The organism is Proteiniphilum sp., assembly GCF_034331125.1.
In the GTDB taxonomy this organism is placed as follows: Bacteria; Bacteroidota; Bacteroidia; order Bacteroidales; family Dysgonomonadaceae; genus Proteiniphilum; species Proteiniphilum saccharofermentans.
Genome location: NZ_JAXQGC010000006.1, coordinates 60,526 through 77,331, shown reverse-complemented (window position 1 = coordinate 77,331; position 16,806 = coordinate 60,526). Strand labels below are relative to the sequence as shown.

Below are 16,806 nucleotides of genomic sequence, written 5' to 3'. Positions count from 1 at the left end.
AAACAGCAGCCGTGGCTGAACAATGAGAGCGAAGCGGATGAATAACGCGAAGCGAATAACGTGCGCAACACGAATTACATGCGCAACACGAATAAATGATGAATGCCGATTTACATATACATACCTGTCTTTCTCCCTGTGGAGATCTGGATATGAGCCCGCGTAATATTATCCGTATTGCAAAGGAGAAAGGGTTGCAGATAATCGGCATTACCGATCATAACAGCACAAGGAATGTACGGGTATGTATGGAATTGGGTGAAAAGGCAGGGCTATATGTTATTCCCGGATGTGAGGTGAATACACGGGAAGAGGTGCATACACTCTGTTATTTTCCCCACCTGCAGGCGGTGGAAGCGTTTCAGTCTTATCTGGATGAACGGATGACAAATATGAAAAATGATCCCGTTCGCTTTGGATATCAGGTCGCAGTGGATGAAAACGACCGGATCGTCTATGACGAAGAGCGTTCGTTGTTTATGAGCATAGAGGATGAAGTAGAGGGTGTGGCGGAACAGGTACACCGGTTGGGTGGTATTTTTGTGCCTGCACATATTGACCGGCCGAAGAACAGCCTGATCAGTCAACTCGGCTTCATTCCTTTTGACCTGGAATATGAAGCGTTAGAGATTTCAAAGGCAACAACCCCAGGCGCATTTCTCAGGAGTCATCCTGAACTGGTGGGGAAGCGTTTCCTGCAAGGTTCAGATGCCCATTATCCGGAGGATATTGCCCATGCCTATACCCGGTTTGAAATGAAGAAACCGACCTGGGAAGGTTTCATAGATGCATTGTGTCATTCCCGATTCGAAACATATAGTATCGAAGCCGGTCGTTATGCCGGAACAGGGTGGAGCGTGTGCGGGGAAGATACATAACCGGAGGAAAGTGCATGATTAAAACGGAAGATTGGATATGATTGATCTGGCTATGCATATAATGGATATCGTACAAAATTCCCTGCGTGCCGGTGCGGGGAGGATCGGGATCGACCTGATAGTGAATAGTCGCGATCACACGTTGCTGCTCCGCATAAAAGATGATGGTGCCGGTATGGATACGGAGATGGTGAAGAAACTGGACGATCCTTTCTTTACCACCCGTACCACCCGAAAAGTCGGTTTAGGAGTTCCCTTTTTGAAAATGACCTGTGAACAGACAGGCGGAAGACTGAAAGTATTTTCAGAAGAAGGTAGAGGCAGTGTAATGGAAGCGATCTACCGTACCGATCATCCCGACTGTCTGCCGTTGGGCGATATGGGAGGATATCTTGCTCTCTTATTAAGAACAAATACCCATATCTGTTTCCGGTTTACCTTCCGGATTGATGATGCAGAATTTATACTGGATTCCGATGAGTTGAAGAAACAGGGAATTGAATTACAACATCCCCAGATGCTGGATGCAGTAAGGGAATATATCCGGGAGAATCTGAAGCAGATTTGCGGAAAACGGCCGACATACGGATTTTTGTGTATGTGAGTATGGGGGAAAGGTGGGAAATGGAGAATGAAAAATGAAAAATGAAGAATGAAAAGTGGAAACTGGAGATTGGGGAGAGTGGGAGAGAGACCGGATGATAAGCTGATTAATTCTATGATTTTTTGATGTGCCATTAATCTGGTAGTTGGGGTTGATAATTAGTAACTGGTAATTAGTAATTTAAGATAATATGACAGAAATCAGAACGCTCGCCGACCTGAAAAGAAGGCAGGAAGAGGTGATGTCCCGTATGAGGTTAAGGGACAGAGCCGAGGATCCGGACTCGCTGGTGCAGGTAAAAGTAGCTATGGCCACCTGTGGTATTGCTTCGGGCGCCAAAGAGGTGATGGAGTTTTTTGTGGAGGAGCTCGACAAAAGAAAAATCGATGCGGTTGTCACGCAGACAGGATGTATGGGCTACTGTTTTGCAGAGCCTACAGTAGAAGTTACCCTGCCGGGCAGGGAGGCGATGGTCTTCGGTTATGTGGACACACGAAAAGCGGATGAGATTATCGAACGCTATATAAAAGAAGGGGAATTGGTGGATGGCATCATCCCGCAAAATTACAATACCATCTAAAACAGAGCTTATGAGTCGTTACAAAATGCATTTACTTGTCTGTGGAGGTACCGGTTGCCACTCTTCCGAAAGTAATCTGGTGTATGAAATGCTGCGCGACGAAGTGGAAAGAAAGGGGCTGGAGAGAGATGTACAGGTTATTCGCACCGGATGTTTCGGTTTTTGTGAAAAGGGGCCTATCCTTAAGATCCTGCCCGATAACACTTTTTACACGCAGGTAAAACCAGTCGATGCCAAAGAGATCATCGACGAACATATTATCAAGGGGCGGCGGGTATACCGGCTGCTTTATACCGATCCCGAGACGGAAGAGCATGTTCCTGATTCGAAACATATGGGGTTCTATAAAAAGCAATTACGCATAGCGCTTCGCAACTGCGGCTCCATCGATCCGGAGAATATTGATGAATCTATCGCGCGTGATGCTTATCAGGCATTGGGGAAGGTGCTTACCGAATATACTCCTGGGGAGACTATCGACCTGATCAAACGGTCGGGATTACGCGGCCGCGGTGGTGCCGGTTTCCCAACCGGACTGAAATGGGAGATCGCGGCCCGGAATGACGCCAATCAGAAGTATGTGGTCTGCAATGCCGATGAAGGGGATCCCGGAGCATTTATGGATCGTTCCATCCTGGAAGGTGACCCGCACTCTATCCTTGAGGCGATGGCTATCTGTGGTTATTGTATTGGTGCTACAAAAGGGGTGGTCTATATCCGGGCGGAATACCCATTGGCCATTAAGCGGTTGAAAATTGCCATCGCTCAGGCGCGTGAATATGGATTGCTGGGAGATCAGATCTTTGGTACCGGTTTCAGCTTCGATATCCAATTAAGATATGGTGCCGGTGCGTTTGTCTGTGGTGAAGAAACAGCGCTTATCCATTCCATGGAAGGGAAACGGGGCGAACCGTCCAACAAGCCGCCCTTCCCTGCGCAGAGCGGTTACCTGGGGAATCCGACCAATGTGAACAATGTGGAGACACTGGCCAATATACCGGTGATTATACTTAAAGGAGCTGAATGGTTTTCCTCTATCGGCACGGAGCGGTCGAAAGGAACAAAAGTATTTGCCCTGGCGGGTAAGATCAATAATGTGGGGTTGATAGAGGTACCTATGGGTATTACACTCCGGGAGATCATTTATGAGATCGGAGGAGGTATCAAGAATGGGAAGAAATTCAAAGCGGTGCAGACCGGAGGGCCGTCGGGAGGCTGTCTTACCGAAAAGCATCTCGACACGCCTATTGACTACGAAAGCCTGACTGCAGCCGGCTCTATGATGGGGTCGGGGGGGATGATCGTGTTGGATGAGGATGATTGTATGGTATCGGTGGCAAAGTTCTACCTTGGTTTTATTGTGGAGGAATCCTGCGGAAAATGCGCTCCTTGTCGCATCGGTAATAAGCGGTTGCATGAAACCCTCGGTAGGATCACCGATGGGAAAGGGATGCAGGAAGATATCGAGAAACTCAGAAATTTGGGTAGTGTTATCAAAGATACTTCATTATGCGGGCTGGGGCAAACATCTCCCAATCCGGTACTCTCCACTCTTGATAATTTTATGGATGAGTACCTGGAGCATGTACATGATAAGAAATGCCGTTCAGGTCAATGTAGAGACTTGCTCTATTATGTGATATCGGAGAAGGATTGTATCGGATGTATGGCCTGTAAGAGGGTGTGCCCCACACATGCCATCAGCGGTGAAAAGAAAGAGGTACATGTTATCAATCAGGAGATCTGTATCAAATGCGGCGCCTGTATGGAGAAATGCCAGTTTGATGCCATCAGCCTGATGAATGATTACCCGAGAGCGAGTGTTGAAATTACTAATTACTAATTACCAATGACTAATGACTAATGAATCAGTAGGGCATAAATCATGAAATTGTGAATTGCAAATCGACGTAGTCAAATCATGAAATCGTATAATTATAAATTAAAAATCAGCAAAGCTAAATCTTGAATCTTGAATTTGAAATTATGATTGAACTGACAATAGATAATAAAAAGGTACAGGTAGAAGAGGGTACTACCATCCTGAAAGCGGCCCGAAAAGCGGGTGTTGAAATACCCACATTATGTCACTTTGAACTGTGCGACATGGGTATCGAAAATAAACCGGGCGGATGCCGCATTTGTGTGGTGGAGGTGGAAGGACGCCGTAATCTGGCGCCTTCATGTATGACGGAAGCACAAAACGGAATGGTGATCCATACCCATAATATAAGAGTGTTGAATGCGAGGACGACAGTGCTTAAACTGATCATCTCCGACCATCCGTTCGATTGCCTGGTCTGCGCTAAATCGGGACAATGCGAATTGCAAAGTCTCGCCATACAGTTCGGTATCAGAAGCCAGCCATATGAAGGCGAGCAATCCCGGTACCGGAAAGATACTTCTCCTTCCATCATCCGCGATGTGGACAAATGTATCATGTGCCGCAGGTGCGAGATGATGTGCAATGAAGTGCAGACTGTAGGTGCTCTTGCGGCTGTAAACCGCGGATTTATGTCGGTAGTGGCGCCTGCTTTCGAGATGAACCTCGAAGACTCACCCTGTACCTATTGCGGACAGTGTGTGTCGGTTTGTCCGACCGGCGCACTGACCGAGGTGGATCATACCAACGATATCATCCGTGCTTTGAGTGATCCCACTAAAACAGTAGTGGTGCAGACGGCTCCTGCCGTACGCGCTGCCTTGGGAGAGGAATTCGGCCTGCCACCCGGTACGCTGGTCACCGGAAAAATGGTCTCTGCCCTTCGTGAACTGGGATTCGATTACATATTCGATACCGACTTCAGTGCCGACCTGACCATCATGGAGGAGGGGACAGAGTTGCTGCAACGCCTTCAGCAGTATCTGGCAGGAGATACGGAAGTGCGGCTGCCGATCCTCACATCATGCTGTCCGGGATGGGTGAACTTCTTTGAACATAATTTCCCCGATCTGCTGGATGTACCCTCTACGGCAAAATCGCCACAACAGATGTTCGGTGCCATTGCCAAGTCTTATTTCGCCGAAAAGACAGGAGTGAACCGGAAAGATATGATCGTGGTCTCCATTATGCCTTGTCTGGCAAAGAAATATGAGTGCCAGCGCGATGAGTTCAAGGTAGATGGTAACCCCGACGTGGATTATTCCATCTCTACCCGTGAACTGGCTGCATTTATCAAGCAGGCCAATATAGATTTCCTCAATCTTCCCGATGGGGATTTTGACGACCCGCTGGGAGAATCATCCGGTGCAGGTGTGATCTTCGGTAATACCGGAGGAGTGATTGAGGCGGCTTGCCGTACGGCATACGAGCTCTATACCGGCAAGACATTGGAAAAAGTCGATTTTCATGCGCTGCGGGGCATGGAAGGTATCCGTTCCGCGACAGTCGATTTCGACGGATTGCAACTTAATATAGGTATAGCGCATGGTCTGGGGAATGCCCGTAAGCTGCTGAATGATGTAAAGGCCGGCAAGTCGCAGTACCATGCGATTGAAATCATGGCCTGCCCGGGAGGATGTATTGGTGGCGGGGGACAGCCTTATCATCATGGTAACAGTGAGATACTTAGTAAACGGATTGCGGCCATCTACACTGAAGATGAGCGTAAAGTGATCCGGAAATCACATGAAAACCCATCCATCATCAGGCTTTATGAAGAGTATCTGGGTAAGCCCGGCAGCCATAAAGCGCACCAACTGCTCCATACCGAGTATTTCCCGAAGAGTAACGAGGTTACTATCCATTTGCATGGTTAAAGAAAGTGGAAAGGTGGGATGAGAATTGAAAATGGACAATTGACAATTGACAATGGAAAGTTGACAAGATTCCAAATCTTGAATCTTAAATCTTGAATTTTAAATCTGAAATAGTGATGAATCAGAAAATAAATATAGCGCCTGCGGTGTTTGAGTATATGGAGAAGGTGGCCGGTACCGACGGTGTAGAGGTGAGAGTGAATCTTCCGAAGGAGAAGATCGGAAAGATCAATGAGATTTGCGATGCATTCAACAATGATCCCGGAGAATTGATTAATGTATTGCACGAAATACAACATACGTTCGGTTACATACCTGCAGAAGTGCAGGATGTGGTGGCTCACAATCTGCACCTGCCTGTTGCACAGGTATATGGTGTAGTTACTTTCTACACTTTTTTCTCGATGATCCCCAAAGGAGAGCATCCTGTCTCTGTCTGTACCGGTACAGCCTGTTATGTCCGTGGAGCCGAGAGGGTGCTGGAGGAGTTCAGGAAAGAACTGGGAGTGGAGGTAGGAGAGACTACCTCTGATGGGAAATTCTCCATCAATTGCCTCCGTTGTGTGGGTGCTTGCGGTCTGGCGCCGGTAGTGTTGGTAGGTGAGAAAGTGTACGGACGGGTGTCACCCGATGGAGTGAAGGCGATCATTGCGGAGTATAAAAAGTAATATGGTTTCTCTTGATAAGGTCTTTTGTAAAAGAAATGACTATCCTGAGCATTGTCTTTTTTATGTGCTGTTTCAGTTGTCGGGAAACAGGGGCAGGTTCACTGGTTCCTTTTCGAGCATCTTGGTCGCCCTCCTGAAAATCCCATGGATATATGCCAGCACCATCCCGTAATTGGTTACCGGTACACCCTGTTGAATAAAGGGGTGAAGCCGGTTGAGCAACTGCTTGCGGGTGATCATGCAGCCGCCGCATTGGATGACGAGGGAAAAATTCCGTATATTCGAGGGAAGTTCTGAGAGCCCCGAAACGACCGTGAAATGGAGTCGTTTTCCGGTGAATTGCTGTAGCAACTTCGGGATTTTCACCCTGCCTATATCGTCACAACTGGTCTGATGTGTACAACTTTCCAGTAAAAGGATATGGTCGCCGTCTTTGAGCCGGGAGATGTGTGGCGTACCTTCCAAAAATGCCGTGAAATTACCTTTCATACGGGCGAAGAGGATGCTGAAGCTGGTTAGAGGGATTTCTTCCGGGAGTGCTTCAGCCACAATCCCGAACACCGAACTGTCGGTAATCACCAATGCGGGCTTGATGCCCAATTGTAGAAAGTCGGGGATTTCGCTTTCCCTTACTACTACTGTCACACACTGGTTGTCGAGTGCATCACGGATCGTTTGATTTTGTGGCAGGATCATTCGCCCTTCCGGTGCTTCGCTATCGATGGGTGTGACGAGTAGTACCACATCTTTTGGACGTACCAGGTCGCCGATCAATGAACTCCTTTGAAAAGCCGTTGCCGGAATGATTCGTTTTAATGCGGTGATTAACCTGTCTTTATCGGCCGGGTTGATAGTACTGAAATCGATAATCTCCGCATTAGAATGCTGTTTAATGGCGGTTACGGTGATGGCGGCGATTTTGTCGATATCGTTTTTATTATGGGCGAAAAGATAAGGTACCTCATTCTTTTTAAATTGTTCGATCAGTTGCACCTCATAATCGCCAAACTGATTACCGGCAATCAGGAGGATGGCACAATCGACTTTCCGGATTACTTCCTGTGATTTCCGGATTTTTTTATTCCCGATCTCTCCCAGGTCATCTATTCCGGCAGTATCGATCAGTATGGCCGGCCCGATATTGAAGATCTCCACCGATTTTTTTACTGGATCGGTCGTCGTTCCCGGGAAGTTAGACACAATGGAGATATCTTGTCCGGTGAGCATGTTGATTAACGAACTCTTGCCCGTATTTCTACGGCCGAATATACCGATATGTAAACTGTTTATGCTCATAATTAACGATATAGATCCCTCTCTCCCTGTTTGATCCTGGCGATTTTATCCCTCACCTCATTCTGCATTTTTTCATTCAGTTCATCCATATTTTTCTCTATCACTTTCCATCCTTTTTGCGCGGTTGTTTCGGGTGCATAGTCTTCCAGATATTCTGCCAGTGTGAGTATCGCATTGGGTGTGCAGAACCGTTTGATAAAGCCCGGGACTGAAAACTCCATGAAGTGTTCACCGGTTCTGCCGAGACGATAACAGGCAGTACAGAACGAAGGGAGCATCGCCTGTTGCAGCAACTCTTCGATGACCTCATTGAGTGAACGGTCGTCGTTGATATGGAACTGGCTCCTGTTCAGGTCGAGATTCTTCTGTTGGGAAACATAACTGCCCAGTTCTATTTTCGTCCCGCCGTCAATTTGTGAGACACCATATTGTATCAGTTCATTACGCAGTGTTGCCGGTTCGCGGGCGGTAAGGATCATGCCGGTATAAGGCACAGCCAGACGCAGGATTGCTACCAGACGGGTAAATTCTTTATCGGAAGCGAAATAATGCTTCCCTATCCTGAGCATCGAAGCATCTTTAATCCTGGGAAAAGAGATGGTATGCGGCCCTACGTTATAGCATGCCTCCAAATGATTGGTATGGCGTACCAGTCCCATCACTTCGAAGCGCCAGTCATAAAGGCCGATCAACGCGCCGATACCTACATCATCCAGACCGGCCTCCTGTGCCCGGTCGAGTGAAGTGAGCCGGTAGTCATAATCGGCTTTTTTTCCCCATAGATGATAATTTTTATATGCTTCCCGGTGATAAGTCTCCTGAAATACCTGATAGGTGCCGATACCCGCCTCTTTCACCATGCGGAATCCTTCTATATCCAGCGGTGCCGCATTGATATTCACCCGCCGGATTTCACCGCGCCCCTTTTTTACGCTATAAGCTGTTTTTACCGTCTCCGCGATGAATCCGGGATTGTATTCGGCATGCTCCCCGAAGACCAGTATCAACCTTTTCTGTCCACTCTCTTCCAGGGCTTCGATCTCTTTTATCAATTCATCCCTGGAAAGTGTTTTCCTCACCTGTTCCCTGTTTGAGACCCTGAAACCACAATAAATGCAGTCATTAGCACACTTATTGCCTACGTAGAGGGGTGCAAACAGTACGATACGGTTGCCGTATATCTTTGTCTTGAGCGCTTTGGCGCCCTCTTTGATAAGTTTTATTGATTCTTCGTCGTTCGCATTGATAAGGGTTGCTGTTTCCTTCAGGTTCAGACGATTCTTTGCCAGCGACTTATCAATGATCCGCCGCACTTTTTCGGGTGAGGAAGGGGTATCATTCAGATAATCCCATATCTCAGCCGTGTCGATAAACGGCTGCATAGGGATATCCGGCATACGGTATGTTTCAGGGTTAAATTGCATACGATTACTATTTACTCACTTCACCGCAAAGATAACACTATCAGAACGATTTTATTCTATCACCGTGAATAAAATTTCTGACTTAATTAAAAATATATACCTTTGTGATTCGGAACCATTTTGTTCTTAAAATGAGTGTTCCGTGAATAAACTGCTGGAAAAAATATACCTTTCATGTCAAAATTCGATCTCAGAGGCTTGGGAGTGGCCCTAATCACCCCTTTCAAAGAGGATAATTCCATAGATTATGAAGCGCTTTCCCGGTTAGTGCAATTTCATCTGGAGAGCGGTACAGACTATATTGTGGCTTTGGGTACCACGGCCGAGACTCCCACACTTTCAAAAAAGGAGAAGCACGAAGTGGTGCGTTTTATAGTAGAACAGGTGAACGGTAAAATTCCGGTAGTGATGGGGATAGGTGGTAACAATACCGCCGACTTGGTAAATGACTTGGAAAGTACTGATTTTTCAGGGATAAACGCCATTCTCTCCGTCACACCTTATTATAATAAGCCTACACAGGAAGGTCTCTATCAACATTACTGCGCTTTGTCACAGATATCCCCACTGCCTGTCATACTTTATAATGTGCCCGGAAGGACAGGTGTGAATATGACGGCCGAGACTACGTTACGTTTGGCGAGAGACTGTAGCAATATTGTAGCGGTGAAAGAGGCTTCGGGCGATCTAAATCAGATTAAGGAGATCATAGACAAGGCCCCTGAAGGGTTTGACGTTATTTCAGGGGATGATGCCATTACCACTGATGTGATTGCGCTTGGTGGGATAGGAGTGATCTCTGTATTTGCCAATGCTTTTCCCGTTGAAATGGTGTGGTTGGTGAAGAATGCCCTGGAAGGCAATGCTGCTGATGTGCGCCGTAAAATGAATGCCGATTTTGAGATATTGTTCCATCTTATGTTTGTAGAAGGCAATCCGGCAGGGGTAAAATGCCTGCTCTATTTGAAAGGCATGATCCACAACAAGCTTCGTCTGCCGCTGGTTCCTGTGAGTGAAAAAATACTTCAGGAGATAAAAAAGGAACTTGCCAGGTTGGGGTGAATTGTGGGCGTTTTCAGAAGTATAGTTGTATAACGTGCTAAAGTCTGCTCTCTTTTCTCTCATTTGCCTTCCCGATATGTTAAAAAACGATTTTTCATAAAATAAAATTGTGAAATTAAAATAGAATGATATAAATTTGTGACAAATTATTTGAAAAAGTAGAGACAGATGAGATTAAAGTTAGAAAATAATACAATATTCCTCTTTTTGTTAACAAGCCTTAACGGGGGGGGGGGGCAAATCGCTTTATAACCTCTTAAAGTCTCTCCGATCTCTTTTTCTTAAAAGGTTATCATCCCATTTTATTTGTTTTTTTAGTTTCATGTCGAAGTCTGTTTTCGGCGTGCGATATCTTTTTTTGCCGGTCTTGAACAAGGTCGGTATATCTATGTCTGCCTTGTCAGGGCGGCAACCCCTTTTGTATTTTCTGGAAACAATGTCAGCAAATATTACCCCGGTCTTTTTGCCTTACTTTGAAACTTCACATTTCCCGACAAACCACAACAATATAATACAGGGTATGATGCGTCTTCACGAATCAGGGAAGCCGTATATACCCTCACTTTTTGTAATAAAACCAGAATTTTATTTCGAATGAATTATTAATTAAAAAAGTAGTAGAGTATGAAAAGAAAGCTAATGATGTTTTTAGCCCTGTTCTTTATTGGGATAGGGATTGTAACGGCTCAGACACAGGTACGGGGTACCGTGGTGGATGAAACGGGCGAACCTGTGATTGGTGCTACCATCCAGGTCAAAGGGACGTCGCAGGGAACCGTTTCCGATATCGACGGGAATTTTAACCTCTCGGCCCCTGCGGGTGGTACGTTGGTTATTTCCTATGTGGGGATGCAAACTCAGGAAGTACCGGTAAGTGCGAGTGTACGGGTGGTAATGGTTTCAGATGCACAATTACTAAGCGAAGTGGTTATTGTGGGAGCCATGGGTATAACACGTCCGCCGCGTGCTGCAGGCTATGGACAGACGATTGTTGATCCGGCTGAAGCTATTCAGAAAGCGGAGCCGGACCTTTTTCGTTCGTTAGATGGTAAAATCCCCGGTGTGCATGTTGGAGCCTCTTCGGCTACGCCCGGTAGTGCCACGAAAGTATTGATCAGGGGAAACACTTCATTTTTAGGAAACAATGACCCGTTATATGTTGTGGATGGTCTTCCTTACAGTAATTCAGAGGTAACTACAGGGAACAGGTTAACGACTGCAGGAGCATACGGAACCGGTCTTGCCACCCTCGATCCTAATGATATCGAGAGTATGACCGTATTGAAAGGTGCCGCCGCTGCAGCCCTTTATGGTAGCCGTGCCGCCAATGGTGTTATTCTGATCACCACTAAAGCAGGAAGTAAAAGAGTACGTCCATCCCAAAAAGGATTTGAAGTAACATTAACCTCTTCCTATACTACAGAATCGATTGCTTCACTTCCCGAGTATCAGAATACTTATGGACAAGGATCTAATTTCACCTATTCCAATGCGAACGGTTCTTGGGGGCCAGCTTTCGGAACGCCAGGTATGGAAACAATACCTTTGTACCCGACCATTAATGCTGTTTATCCAGAATTGGGGCCAAGAATCCCTTATCAGGCATATCCGAATAATGTGAAGGATCTGTTCAGGAATGGTAGTGTTTTGGATAATTCTGTGAATATTATGAGTTACAATGATAAAGGTAATTTCAGTATTACGGTTTCCAATCTTGCTCAGGATGGTTATGTGCCTTATTCCGAATTCGATCGTACCTCATTCAGTGTAGGGGGAAATCAAAAACTGGATAATGGCCTTACCGTCGGAGGAACTGTATCCTATTCGAGGACAGTCCAGAATGGACCTTTCTTTGGTGCCGGAAATTACGGTGGCTCGGTGAGTTCTTTTGCTCGTGCCATGTTGGTGCCGCGAAATGTAGATCTCCCGAATTTGCCCTACGAAACGCCTGACGGAAGAAACTTAATGGCTTTCGGCGGTGTTGACAATCCATTATGGTCTTGGAAATACAATACTATCAACAGTGTGATGGATCGTACTGTCAGTACGGTAAATGCCGCCTATGACTTTACCGATTGGTTGTCGGCAGGTTATCAGTTCGGATGGAATCAATATGAGATGGATCGTAAGCAGGTAATCAATATTGGATCAGTAGGTCCTTCTGGTTTTGCAGGGCAAGGGCAGATTACCAATGACAGCTATACTACACAGGAGATCGAGTCGAATTTTAATCTAACCTTCAAACATAAGTTTAATGAGGACTATAATTTAAGAGTTACTGTTGGACATAATGTCAATCAACGGACGACCCATAGGGCTGACCAGGAGGGTAATATAATGATATTCAAAGGCATATATAATGTGGGTAATACGCAGGAGCAAACAGCGGGAGAGTCTACAAGCAAAAGAAGGTTATGGGCGATATATGCTGATGCTTTGTTGGATTACAAGAATTATGCTTTTTTGAATCTTACTTTGCGTAACGACCACTCTTCCACTTTGCCGATACAAAACAACAGTTACTATTATCCGGCAGTTACCGGTTCATTTGTGTTTAGTGATGCTTTTGAACTCAATTCCGATATCCTGGACTTTGGTAAAGTGCGTTTAGCCTGGGGACGTGTGGGTAACGATGCATCCCCGTATTATGTAAATGGAACCTATCTTCAGGATACTCCATTTGGGGGCAATCCTATTATGTTGTTACCCACAACTTCTTATGATCCTGAATTAAAACCTGAGTTTACTACTGAGGTTGAGTTGGGAGCAGAATTGCGGTTTTTCCAGAATCGTATTGGTATAGATTTCACATGGTACAACAGATCAACGACTGACCAGATAGCTCCGTTAAGTTTACCTTCTTCCACAGGATCTAGAACCTATTATACCAATTTCGGTGAATTGAATAACAAGGGGGTAGAGATAGGAGCTAACTTTGTGCCGGTGAATTTAAGAAACTCATTCAAATGGGATATAACCGGTACTTTTACAAAGAACATCAGTGAAGTTGTTTCGTTGGTTGATGGCGTAGAACAAATCACCCTATCCACGGGTTCTACTTCCGAACCGCAGCCTACTTTAAAACCAGGTCTTCCATATGGATTTCTCCGTGGTACAGTGATTGCCCGGGATGATGAAGGGAATATGCTTGTAAACCCGAATAGTGGAGCTTATATAGCAGATACCGAACTGGGTGACTTGGGAGATCCTTATCCCGATTTCAGGCTGTCGGTTAACAATACATTTAGCTACAAAAGATTCTCTTTGGGCGTAGTTTTTGACGCCAGGGTTGGTGGTGTCTTGTCTTCAGGGCCTGCTTCAGACCTTCTGGGGCGTGGTTTGACTAAGGATACCGAAGACCGTTTGGGTACGCGTATTCTACCCGGTGTGTTGGGTGACCCGAATACAAGGGAGCCATTGCTTGACGCAGATGGAAATAAAATACCAAATACGATTCAATTGTCGGAAAACGATTTGTGGTTTTCTCCACCAGAAGGGAATACATTCTCTATCAATAGTGTCCATGAATTCAATACTTTTGATGCAACCGTATTTCGTCTGAGCGAAGTATCGTTAGGATATGATCTTCCTGAAAAGTGGCTGCGGAACACATTCCTCGGTTCAGTAAATCTGTCAGTGGTGGGAAGGAACCTTTGGTATTTTGCTCCCGGATTTCCGAAATATACCAATTATGACCCGGGATCCAATGCTTTTGGTAGCGGAAACGTACAGGGTATTGACCGTGAAAGTGCCCCTTCCACAAGAAGGATAGCATTCAATGCGAGATTGACATTCTGATAACGAAATTTTAAATGATTATAAAGATGAAAAATATAGTAAAACTTTTTTTGGCTTTATCCATTGTTATATATCTGGGAGGCTGTACAAAAGACTACCTTGATATAAACAAAAGCCCTAACAGCCCAACGACCCCTGAATTGAATCAGCTTCTTTCGGGTAGCCAATATTTTATGGTGCAGGCATTAAGCCAGGGGAATTTTATCGGTTATGGTTTGAGTTCGTATGTGCACTATTTGAATCCCCGTGAAGATTCGAATTATGGAATGGGTCCTACGGCGAATAATCCATTCAATTCATGGAATTATCTGTATACTTATGTTTTGAATGATTATGAAGCAATTATAGAATATGCAGAACCGGATGAAAATCTGATTTATGCCGGTATTGCCAAGACTTTGAAAGCATATGCTTTTTCGGTGATGGTAGACGTTTGGGGTGATATCCCTTTCTCAGAGTTTAATGTCCCCGGACTCACAGCGCCAGCGCCGGATAGCAGCAAAGATATTTATAATGCACTTATTGCACTGTTGGAAGAGGGGCGTGGAGATTTGCAAAATACCAGTGCAGCCAACGCTTTAAAGCCGGGCAAAGACGATTTCTTTTATGGCGGAGATGTGGCTAAATGGGTTAGATTGAATAACACCATTAAATTGAGACTATTATTGCATTCGCGTAAAGCGAAATCTGATATCACAGACTGGCAAGGTAAATTTAACGCCTTAATCTCAGAAAATGCATTTATTGGAAAAAATGAAGATTTTCAGTTCTGGTATAGCAATAACACCAGTCCCAGAGATGAACGCCATCCGGCTTTTCCATCTTATACCGGACAACATACTGCTTTTGTCAGTCCATTCTTCTATGAAACGATGATGGGGCAGACCTATAATACTACGGACAATCCTTTCGCGGGGATAAAAGACCCGCGGGTTCCCTACTATTTTTATAATCAAATGAAGGACAGTGATGTGCCTTCCAGTAATTATGAGTATCGGAACGGGAACTTTTTGTCAATATTTTTTGCCACCATGGGGCCTAACGCAGGTGCGGATAATCGTAACCAAATGACCAAATATGGAATATATCCTATTGGAGGTAAGTATGATGATGGTAACGGAGGTAGTGTTACTCTTGCAAATGCTACAGGTATTGCTCCACATAAAATGATAACTTATGCTGCTCTTAAATTTATGTTGACGGAGCTTGTTCTCGCCGGTGAAACCACGGGTGATGCCAAAACTCTTTTGAGTGAAGGTATAAGTGAAGCCATCGATCACATCCATAGTGTGGTTGACGAAAATGAAAAAGCTAATAACTCTGCCCCTAAGATTTCGGCTGAAGATAGGGCGGAATATATTGATGCGATACTGGCAAAGTATGATGCGGCTAATGCGGAAGGAAAAATGAGGATCGTGATGACCCAGAAATGGATCCATAACTTTATGAATCCAATAGACGCATATACCGATTATCGTCGCACAGGTTACCCGGTATTGTTTAATCCCAATAACACACAAGAGCCGGGATATGGCGTTAACCCAAGTGGTGATACTGAGAAATCGGATGCGAGAGTGGAACTTTCCACCCCGGCATCTTACCCGCGTTCACTTTACTATCCGACCAATTCGGAAACTGAGTTAAATCCGAATATGCCGCAAAAGAATGACGTATCAGTACCCCTTGTGTTCTGGGATAAATAATAATTTAAAAACAAAGAAAATATGAAAAAAATATATTTGATATTATTCATACTGCCCTTGCTTTTTGCGGCACAAAGTTGTGACAAGGAATTGCCTTATCCCATTGATGATGTGAAAAGAGGAGTAGCAATAGATATAGTGCGCTCTGAAGGTACAGATGGTGTGTTATATAGAGGCCAGACCGATGGGAATTTTAAAGTAATGCTGTCCATACCTGAACAGCAGGGCGATTATTCTTTCTTGAAACATGGGCAGTTGTTTGCTGTATTGGAAAGAGTTCTTCCAGACCCTACCGAAGATAATCCTGATAGGACCAAGACTGTAAGAGATGCTAAAGTCGTTGTAGACAATATCACGACTTTTCCTACAGAGATTACCATCGATATGGCCGATGTGTATAGTAAATTTGGACTTACTACACCGGATATTGGAGAAACACTTTACTTTACTACCAATGCAGTATTGAAGGATGATTATGTTGTCCCCGGTTGGACTGAACATACCGGATTTAATAATAGAATATTAACCGGTTGGAGGGTTAACGGTAGAGCATATTCATACAATGTACGTTATTCTGTAGTGTGTGAGTTGGTCTTAGACGATTTTGTCGGAACTTGTATCGTTACAGAGGATTCCTGGTGGGAAGAAGTTCCCCACGAAGTGGAAGTGACAAAAGTATCCGATACTCAATTGAGCATTGCCGGTCTGTTTAACGGGCAGGCAACTAATCCTTTGATCATTACAATTAATCCGGTGGATTATTCTATCTCCTTTGATAAACAAATCCTGGTGCCAAATTCAGGTGTTTGGTGGGGCAATCCCGCTTATAATAACTTCGCTTTTGGAAATGGTACGGGAATAGTGGATGCCTGTGATACAAAGATTTCCTTTGAAGCAACAGCTCACGTGGATGCCGGAAATTTCTCAGGTACCTGGACAATTGTGTTGGGTAAATAAGGATTATAATTACACGAAATATAAGATACCCTTTCAATTAAACATAAACTCTACATTAAATTAAACACTATTGAAAG

At 44.9% G+C, this 16,806-nt stretch carries 12 protein-coding genes; 10 read left to right on the top strand and 2 right to left on the bottom strand.

What is annotated here, in order from left to right:
• Positions 1–95: 95 nt before the first annotated feature.
• From U2P89_RS01765 to U2P89_RS01740, 6 genes are all read left to right on the top strand, one after another.
• A complete protein-coding gene (locus U2P89_RS01765) occupies positions 96–878 on the top strand; it encodes a PHP domain-containing protein (protein ID WP_019541393.1) in 783 nt (260 codons plus the stop codon).
• Between the two features lie 37 nt (positions 879–915).
• The gene (locus U2P89_RS01760; protein ID WP_322190442.1) at positions 916–1,482 is read left to right on the top strand and encodes an ATP-binding protein; all 567 of its coding nucleotides are present in this window, start codon (positions 916–918) and stop codon (positions 1,480–1,482) included.
• A gap of 190 nt (positions 1,483–1,672) precedes the next feature.
• Positions 1,673–2,062, top strand: a complete 390-nt coding sequence (locus tag U2P89_RS01755) for a (2Fe-2S) ferredoxin domain-containing protein (RefSeq protein ID WP_026327675.1) — start codon at positions 1,673–1,675, stop codon at positions 2,060–2,062.
• A 10-nt stretch (positions 2,063–2,072) separates the two neighbouring features.
• Positions 2,073–3,905, top strand: coding sequence for an NADH-quinone oxidoreductase subunit NuoF (locus tag U2P89_RS01750; protein ID WP_322190441.1), 1,833 nt, complete (start codon positions 2,073–2,075; stop codon positions 3,903–3,905).
• Positions 3,906–4,048: 143 nt separating this feature from the next.
• A complete protein-coding gene (locus U2P89_RS01745; protein WP_322190440.1) occupies positions 4,049–5,821 on the top strand; it encodes an NADH-dependent [FeFe] hydrogenase, group A6 in 1,773 nt (590 codons plus the stop codon).
• Between the two features lie 158 nt (positions 5,822–5,979).
• A complete protein-coding gene (locus tag U2P89_RS01740; protein ID WP_322190504.1) occupies positions 5,980–6,489 on the top strand; it encodes an NAD(P)H-dependent oxidoreductase subunit E in 510 nt (169 codons plus the stop codon).
• A gap of 72 nt (positions 6,490–6,561) precedes the next feature.
• Here U2P89_RS01740 and hydF read toward each other — a convergent pair whose 3' ends face one another.
• Both hydF and hydG read right to left on the bottom strand, forming a co-directional pair.
• Entirely contained in the window at positions 6,562–7,785 is a 1,224-nt protein-coding gene (gene hydF, locus U2P89_RS01735) for a [FeFe] hydrogenase H-cluster maturation GTPase HydF (protein ID WP_322190439.1), read from the bottom strand.
• 2 nt (positions 7,786–7,787) lie between these two features.
• Positions 7,788–9,209 carry a [FeFe] hydrogenase H-cluster radical SAM maturase HydG gene (gene hydG, locus U2P89_RS01730; protein WP_322190437.1) on the bottom strand — a complete coding sequence of 474 codons (1,422 nt, stop codon included), beginning with the start codon at positions 9,207–9,209 and terminating at the stop codon, positions 7,788–7,790.
• A gap of 174 nt (positions 9,210–9,383) precedes the next feature.
• Here hydG and dapA point away from each other — a divergent pair, with 174 nt between their 5' ends.
• The 4 genes from dapA (at position 9,384) to U2P89_RS01710 (ending at position 16,729) form a co-directional block, all read left to right on the top strand.
• Positions 9,384–10,271 (top strand): 4-hydroxy-tetrahydrodipicolinate synthase, encoded by an 888-nt coding sequence (gene dapA / locus U2P89_RS01725; RefSeq protein WP_322190436.1) that lies wholly within the window; start codon positions 9,384–9,386, stop codon positions 10,269–10,271.
• 624 nt (positions 10,272–10,895) lie between these two features.
• Positions 10,896–14,069 carry a SusC/RagA family TonB-linked outer membrane protein gene (locus U2P89_RS01720; protein WP_322190435.1) on the top strand — a complete coding sequence of 1,058 codons (3,174 nt, stop codon included), beginning with the start codon at positions 10,896–10,898 and terminating at the stop codon, positions 14,067–14,069.
• Between the two features lie 26 nt (positions 14,070–14,095).
• Complete coding sequence (locus U2P89_RS01715; protein WP_322190434.1) at positions 14,096–15,772, top strand: SusD/RagB family nutrient-binding outer membrane lipoprotein; 1,677 nt, start codon at positions 14,096–14,098, stop codon at positions 15,770–15,772.
• A gap of 21 nt (positions 15,773–15,793) precedes the next feature.
• Complete coding sequence (locus U2P89_RS01710; protein ID WP_322190433.1) at positions 15,794–16,729, top strand: hypothetical protein; 936 nt, start codon at positions 15,794–15,796, stop codon at positions 16,727–16,729.
• Positions 16,730–16,806: the final 77 nt, after the last annotated feature.

What these genes read in the sequence shown, in the direction of transcription:
- U2P89_RS01755 (WP_026327675.1), top strand. Translation starts at nt 1,673, where the DNA reads ATGACAGAAATCAGAACGCTCGCCGACCTGAAAAGAAGGCAGGAAGAG.
- U2P89_RS01740 (WP_322190504.1), top strand. Translation starts at nt 5,980, where the DNA reads ATGGAGAAGGTGGCCGGTACCGACGGTGTAGAGGTGAGAGTGAATCTT.
- U2P89_RS01745 (WP_322190440.1), top strand. Translation starts at nt 4,049, where the DNA reads ATGATTGAACTGACAATAGATAATAAAAAGGTACAGGTAGAAGAGGGT.
- hydF (WP_322190439.1), bottom strand. Translation starts at nt 7,785, where the DNA reads ATGAGCATAAACAGTTTACATATCGGTATATTCGGCCGTAGAAATACG.
- U2P89_RS01765 (WP_019541393.1), top strand. Translation starts at nt 96, where the DNA reads ATGATGAATGCCGATTTACATATACATACCTGTCTTTCTCCCTGTGGA.
- U2P89_RS01760 (WP_322190442.1), top strand. Translation starts at nt 916, where the DNA reads ATGATTGATCTGGCTATGCATATAATGGATATCGTACAAAATTCCCTG.
- U2P89_RS01710 (WP_322190433.1), top strand. Translation starts at nt 15,794, where the DNA reads ATGAAAAAAATATATTTGATATTATTCATACTGCCCTTGCTTTTTGCG.
- U2P89_RS01720 (WP_322190435.1), top strand. Translation starts at nt 10,896, where the DNA reads ATGAAAAGAAAGCTAATGATGTTTTTAGCCCTGTTCTTTATTGGGATA.
- dapA (WP_322190436.1), top strand. Translation starts at nt 9,384, where the DNA reads ATGTCAAAATTCGATCTCAGAGGCTTGGGAGTGGCCCTAATCACCCCT.
- U2P89_RS01750 (WP_322190441.1), top strand. Translation starts at nt 2,073, where the DNA reads ATGAGTCGTTACAAAATGCATTTACTTGTCTGTGGAGGTACCGGTTGC.
- U2P89_RS01715 (WP_322190434.1), top strand. Translation starts at nt 14,096, where the DNA reads ATGAAAAATATAGTAAAACTTTTTTTGGCTTTATCCATTGTTATATAT.
- hydG (WP_322190437.1), bottom strand. Translation starts at nt 9,209, where the DNA reads ATGCAATTTAACCCTGAAACATACCGTATGCCGGATATCCCTATGCAG.